Origin of the sequence: Streptomyces sp. NPDC001231, from assembly GCF_042896885.1 — a bacterium.
In the GTDB taxonomy this organism is placed as follows: domain Bacteria; phylum Actinomycetota; class Actinomycetes; order Streptomycetales; family Streptomycetaceae; genus Streptomyces.
Genome location: NZ_JBIAXS010000016.1, coordinates 8,793 through 14,114 on the forward strand (window position 1 = coordinate 8,793; position 5,322 = coordinate 14,114).

General features: G+C 72.2%; 5 protein-coding genes. 4 read left to right on the forward strand and 1 reads right to left on the reverse strand.

Features of this window, described 5'->3' with window-relative positions; translation table 11 throughout:
- Positions 1-466 precede the first annotated feature (466 nt).
- Positions 467-1,111, reverse strand: coding sequence for a carboxymuconolactone decarboxylase family protein (locus tag ACFY3J_RS20380; RefSeq protein WP_390841413.1), 645 nt, complete (start codon positions 1,109-1,111; stop codon positions 467-469).
- Positions 1,112-1,237: 126 nt separating this feature from the next.
- Here ACFY3J_RS20380 and ACFY3J_RS20385 point away from each other — a divergent pair, with 126 nt between their 5' ends.
- From ACFY3J_RS20385 to ACFY3J_RS20400, 4 genes are all read left to right on the forward strand, one after another.
- Complete coding sequence (locus ACFY3J_RS20385; protein ID WP_384176365.1) at positions 1,238-2,446, forward strand: MBL fold metallo-hydrolase; 1,209 nt, start codon at positions 1,238-1,240, stop codon at positions 2,444-2,446.
- Positions 2,447-2,749: 303 nt separating this feature from the next.
- The gene (locus ACFY3J_RS20390) at positions 2,750-3,043 is read left to right on the forward strand and encodes a LysR family transcriptional regulator (protein ID WP_384176367.1); all 294 of its coding nucleotides are present in this window, start codon (positions 2,750-2,752) and stop codon (positions 3,041-3,043) included.
- A 33-nt stretch (positions 3,044-3,076) separates the two neighbouring features.
- Positions 3,077-3,547, forward strand: coding sequence for a cobalamin B12-binding domain-containing protein (locus ACFY3J_RS20395; protein WP_390841414.1), 471 nt, complete (start codon positions 3,077-3,079; stop codon positions 3,545-3,547).
- Entirely contained in the window at positions 3,544-4,866 is a 1,323-nt protein-coding gene (locus tag ACFY3J_RS20400; RefSeq protein WP_390841415.1) for a methylaspartate mutase, read from the forward strand. Before ACFY3J_RS20395 ends, ACFY3J_RS20400 begins: the two co-directional genes overlap by 4 nt.
- The last annotated feature ends 456 nt before the right edge of the window (positions 4,867-5,322 follow it).

Consider the following 5,322-nt stretch of genomic DNA (forward strand, 5'->3'; position numbering starts at 1 on the left):
CGGGCCGCTGGCGGTCGCCCAGCCCGGCCGCATCCGGCTCCGGTGCGGGGGTCCGCCTTGCCGTTCGTCGGCCGGGGGGCCGTTCCGTCCGGCGGGGCGGTGGGACGCGGGGTCGGATCGCCGGGGTCCGGGCGGCGGGCGCGCCACCATCACCCACTCTCCGCGCCCGAGCCGGTGACGGCCGTCGCTCGGCCGTGGGGCGGGAGCGCCCGGCCGCCGTCCCAAGCCCACGGCCGTCCCCTCCGGCGGGGCTGCCGGATGCGGGCGGCGCTTCCGGGATGCGGGCGGCGGACGCGCCTGCCAGCCGCCCTTCGCGCCGGACCGGTGATGGCTGCCTTCCGCCGGCCGCGGGAGGCCCTGGGTGTCCAGGCTCGATGCGTCCCTCAGCCCTCGGCCGTAGCGGCGCGGGTGCTGTGGGTCGTGTTCGAGCGTCGTGCGCTCACCCCGATCGGTCGTTGGCGCCCGGTCAGGGCGAGACCCGGCCCTCGGCGTCCTTGCCGGGGCCGGGGTGCCTTGTCGTCGCGTTGTCCGTGGGCCGTGCGGATTCCGGGACCTCGCACAAGTCCTTGAAGCCCTGACTCGTCAGGCCCAGTGCGGAGTTCATGCGCGAGCGCAGGTTCTCGACCGCGACCACCGCCGTCAGTTCGACCAGGGCCGGCTCGCCCAGCCGGTCGCGCAGGCGGGCGGCCAGGTCGTCGTCGACCGTGGGCGGCGTGGCCGTCACGGCCTCGGCGTACGCGAGGACGTCGCGCTCCAGTGGCGTGTAGGCGTCGCTGTCCCGCCACACGGGGACGTCGTGCAGCTTCTCGGGTGCCATGCCGTGCTCGCGGGCGACCCAGTGGCCGAAGTCCATGCACCACGAGCAACCGATCGCGGCGGCCGACGCCATCTCGGCGAGCGCCTTCAGATCGGGGTCGAGCCTGTTCCACTTGGCCAGCGACTGCTCGAACCGCAGATCGCTCCACAGGACCCGCGGATTGTGCGCGAGCGCTCGGGCGGGGTCCAGCACCTTGCCGTAGACGCGCCTGCTGTACCACTCGACGAGGCGGAACAAGCGGGTGCGGGGCGGGGTGAGCGAGACGCGGGCCATGGCGGCCACCTCCAGTTGCATCGGTTCCGTGAGCACCTCGCGGGTGCCTGCACCGGTACGACGGACGGGAGCGCGCAGGTGTGACATCCGGGCCGTCGGAGGGGCCCGACATAATGGAAAGCCTGACCGACTCCACCTGGAGGTAGCGTGGCAGGATTCCGTCCTTCGAACCCGGGGCTCCGTGCACTGCGGCCCGAGGCCTTCGGCGCCGACCCCAGCGGAGAGCGCATGGCACGCATCCGCAGATCACCCCACTTCAAGGACGGCGTCTTCCAGAACCCCGGGGGTCCCGCCCGGACCCGGCCCTCCGGCTCGACCCCGGCCTTCGCGAGGCTCTACCTCGACAAGGACGAGCGCCGCCGCCGCGCCCCGCGCGGCACCGTACCCGTGCACGCCACCACACTCGCCGACCTGGCGAAGCCCGCGGCCACCGGTCTGCGGCTGACCTGGATGGGACACTCCAGCGTCCTCGCGGAGATCGACGGGCAGCGGGTGCTGTTCGACCCCGTGTGGGGGGAGCGCTGCTCGCCGTTCCCCTTCGTCGGGCCCCGGCGGCTGCACCCGGTGCCGCTGCCGCTGGCCGCGCTCGGCCCGGTCGACGTCGTCGTCATCTCCCACGACCACTACGACCACCTGGACCTGCCCACTATCAAGGCGCTGGCCGGCACGGACACCGTGTTCGCCGTGCCGCTCGGCGTCGGTGCCCACCTGGAGCACTGGGGCGTGTCCGCCGACCGCCTGCGCGAACTGGACTGGCACGAGGCCACCAGGGTGGGTGGGCTCACTCTGACCGCGACCCCCGCCCGCCACTTCTGCGGCCGGGCCCTGCGCAACACCCAGCACACCCTGTGGGCCTCCTGGGCCGTCGAGGGCGAGGAGCACCGGATCTACCACAGCGGTGACACCGGCTACTTCGACGGCTTCCGGCAGATCGGCGCGGACCACGGCCCGTTCGACGCGACGATGATCCAGATCGGCGCGTACTCCGAGTTCTGGCCGGACATCCACATGACGCCCGAGGAGGGGGTCCGAGCCCACCTCGACCTGCAGGGGAACACGCCGTCCGGCGTGCTGCTGCCGATCCACTGGGGCACCTTCACCCTCGCCCCGCACGCCTGGGCCGAGCCCGGCGAGTGGACGAAGGACGCCGCCGAGAAGGCGGGACAGGCAGTGGCGCTCCCACGGCCGGGGGAGCCTTTCGAGCCCGCGGGCAAGGTGCCCGCGGAGCCGTGGTGGCGACCGGTGTCCGCGCCCCTCTCCCATCCGTGGCGCAGCGCCAAGGGGCCGCAGGCCGCCCCGACCGCCCTGGCCGCGCCGACCGCCCCGAGCGATCTCGACCTCGCCGGCGAGCGGTGACGCCGGACCCGGGTGACCTCTTCGCCGGAAATCTCTGAGAAATCCCGGACCGAGTTCGTCCCCTTCCTCCACCTCGATGCAGAAATTCGGCGACTTCGGCTGCGTGGCAATGCCGACTATGCGTGGGAAGCGCATGTCGCGTGCCGCGCAGTCGGCTGAAATACCTAAACCTCACTGACCAGGCAAAGCTCCACAGACCCAGTTTTACACCTGTCGTGGCAGCTTCCTGCAAGCGCCGTATCCTGCCAAGGAATCGCGTGTTAAAGTTTCGGCACTTGATAATCTGTTAACTGTGAGGCGATTATGCACGAACGCGAGTTGCGCGCTTTTGTCGCGATTGCCGAAATAGGTCGAATGGATCTCGCAGCCAAGAAGCTCGGATACTCGCAACCGGCAATAAGTTACCAGATCATATGCCTTGAGCGATCTCTGGGTATCAAGCTGTTCACCCGGAATTCAGGCGGCACCACTCTGACCCGAGAAGGGCAGATGATCCTGTCCTCGGCACGCGCGACTCTGATGCTGATCGAGAACATCAAGAGAGAATGCATGGAATTCGGCAGAGCGCCCGTGGCCGTCACGAGCCTGGTGCCCTGAACCGTGGCACAGCGGGACAAGGAAATCGTCGGCGTGGGCACGTTCCCGGCCCCCGGGGACCGGGGCACCGTGGTGGTGTCGGGCCTGGCGAGCGACGCGCACACGTGGAACCTGGTCTATCTCCAGCTGGTCATCGAGGAACTCGGCTACCGCGTGGTCAACCTCGGGCCCTGCGTGCCGGACGACGTACTGGTCGCCGAATGCCGCCGGATCGATCCGGCGCTGGTCGTCATCGGCAGTGTCAACGGGCACGGCCGCACCGACGGCCTGCGCGTGGTCGCCCGGCTGCGCGCCTGCCCGGAACTGGCCGCCACGCCCATGGTGATCGGCGGCAAGCTCACGGTGTCCGACGAGAACGTGGGCCGGCACGCGCGGGCCCTGGTGGCCGCGGGCTTCGACGCGGTCTTCCCCGACCAGGCCTCGGACGCGGCCGACTTCACGGCGTTCGTCGCCTCGCTCCCGCCCGCCCCGCGGCCGGCGCTGAGCGCGGGGAGACCCCGGTGACGGCCCTGGTACCGGGACGGTCCGCCCACACGCAGCCGGCATTCGGCGCCTTCGTCCGCGCGCGGGCGAAGGCCGGCGATCTCGTCGTACAGCCGCGCATGGGTTTCGGCGATCCGGAGCGGATGCGGGCGGGGCTGGCCGCCACCAAGGCGGCCAGAGGGCACACCGTCGGCACACTGACCCTGGACAGCTACACCAGGGTCGGTGATCTGGCCGCGGTCCGCCACGCCCAGCGCGAGGGCCTGCCGCTCAACGGCTACCCGATCGTCAGCCACCGCGACGCCACGACCCGGGCGATGCTGGCCGGTGTCCGGGACGCCGGCTTCCCCGTACAGGTGCGGCACGGATCCGCCCTGCCCCAGCACATCTTCCGCAAACTGATCGCGCTGGGCCTGGACGCGACCGAGGGCGGGCCCGTGTCCTACTGCCTGCCCTACGGGCGCACCCCCCTGGCCGAGTCGATCGCGGCCTGGCGGCAGTGCACGGAACTGTTCTCCCGGCTGCGCGACCAGGGCGCCGAACCGCACCTGGAGACCTTCGGCGGCTGCATGATGGGCCAACTGTGCCCGCCCAGCCAGCTGGTGGCGCTCAGCGTGCTGGAGGCGCTGTTCTTCCGCGCCTACGGATGCCGCAGCGTCTCGGTGAGCTATGCCCAGCAGACCCACGCCGGCCAGGACGCCGAGGCGGTGTTCGCGCTGCGCCGGCTGTGCGCCGAGCTGCTGCCCGATGTGGACTGGCACGTGGTCGTCTACGCCTACATGGGGGCGTACCCGGTCACCGAGCCCGGCGCTTACCGGCTGCTCGGCCAGGCCGCCGAACTGGCCGTGCGGACCGGCTCCGAGCGGCTCATCGTCAAGACCGTCGCCGAGTCGCGGCGGATCCCCACCATCGCGGAGAACGTGGCCGCCTTGGAGTACGCGGCGCGGGCGGCCGAGGCGGTCCGGCCGGTGCCCGCCCCGGACACGGACACGCAGACGTACGCGGAAGCGCTGGCGCTGGTCGAAGCGGTGCTGAACCTGCACGCCGATCCCGCTCGCGCACTGCTGCTGGCGTTCGAACGCGGCTATCTCGACATCCCGTACTGCGTGCATCCGGACAACCGGGGCCGCACCCGCAGCCGACTGGACGAGGAGGGCAGGCTGTGCTGGGCCGAGATCGGAGCGCTGCCGCTGACGCGTCTGGTGCGGACCGGGCAGGGCCGTGAGGTGACCGCGGCGGGTCTGCTGGGGGACCTCTCCTACCTGCGGCGCAAGTTGGACCGGGAGGCGGCGGTTCACGACCGCGCCGCCGCCGCGGTGACGGCCTCCGATCCGAGGTGACGGGAACGGGGCCGGCGGCGTCGGCCGGCCGTGGCGGCAGGCGGGAACCCGGCCCTGTCGGCCGTCCGCGGCGCCCGGTGGGAACGCCGGCCGTGCCGCCCGGGCCCCGTCGGTGACACGGCGCCGTCCGCCCGGGGGCGCATCCGCGCACCCCTGCCGGGTGTGCCCTGCAGAGGGTGTCGTGCCGGGCGTGACCCACAGGGTGTGTCCGTGCCGGGCGTGACCCACAGGGTGTGTCCGTGCCGGGCGTGACCCACAGGGTGTGCCCGTGCCGGGCGTGACCTGCGGGGCGCATCCGCGCGGGGTGTGCCTACCCCTGCCGGGTGTGACACGCAGGGTGTGCCCGTGCCGGGCGTGATTCCGCAGGGCGCATCCGCGCGGGGTGCGCCTACCCCTGCCGGGTGTGACACGCAGGGTGTGCCCGTGCCGGGCGTGATCCCGCAGGGCGCATCCGCG

Coding starts and splice junctions, on each gene's coding strand:
- ACFY3J_RS20380 (WP_390841413.1), bottom strand. CDS start 1,111: ATGCAACTGGAGGTGGCCGCCATGGCCCGCGTCTCGCTCACCCCGCCC.
- ACFY3J_RS20390 (WP_384176367.1), top strand. CDS start 2,750: ATGCACGAACGCGAGTTGCGCGCTTTTGTCGCGATTGCCGAAATAGGT.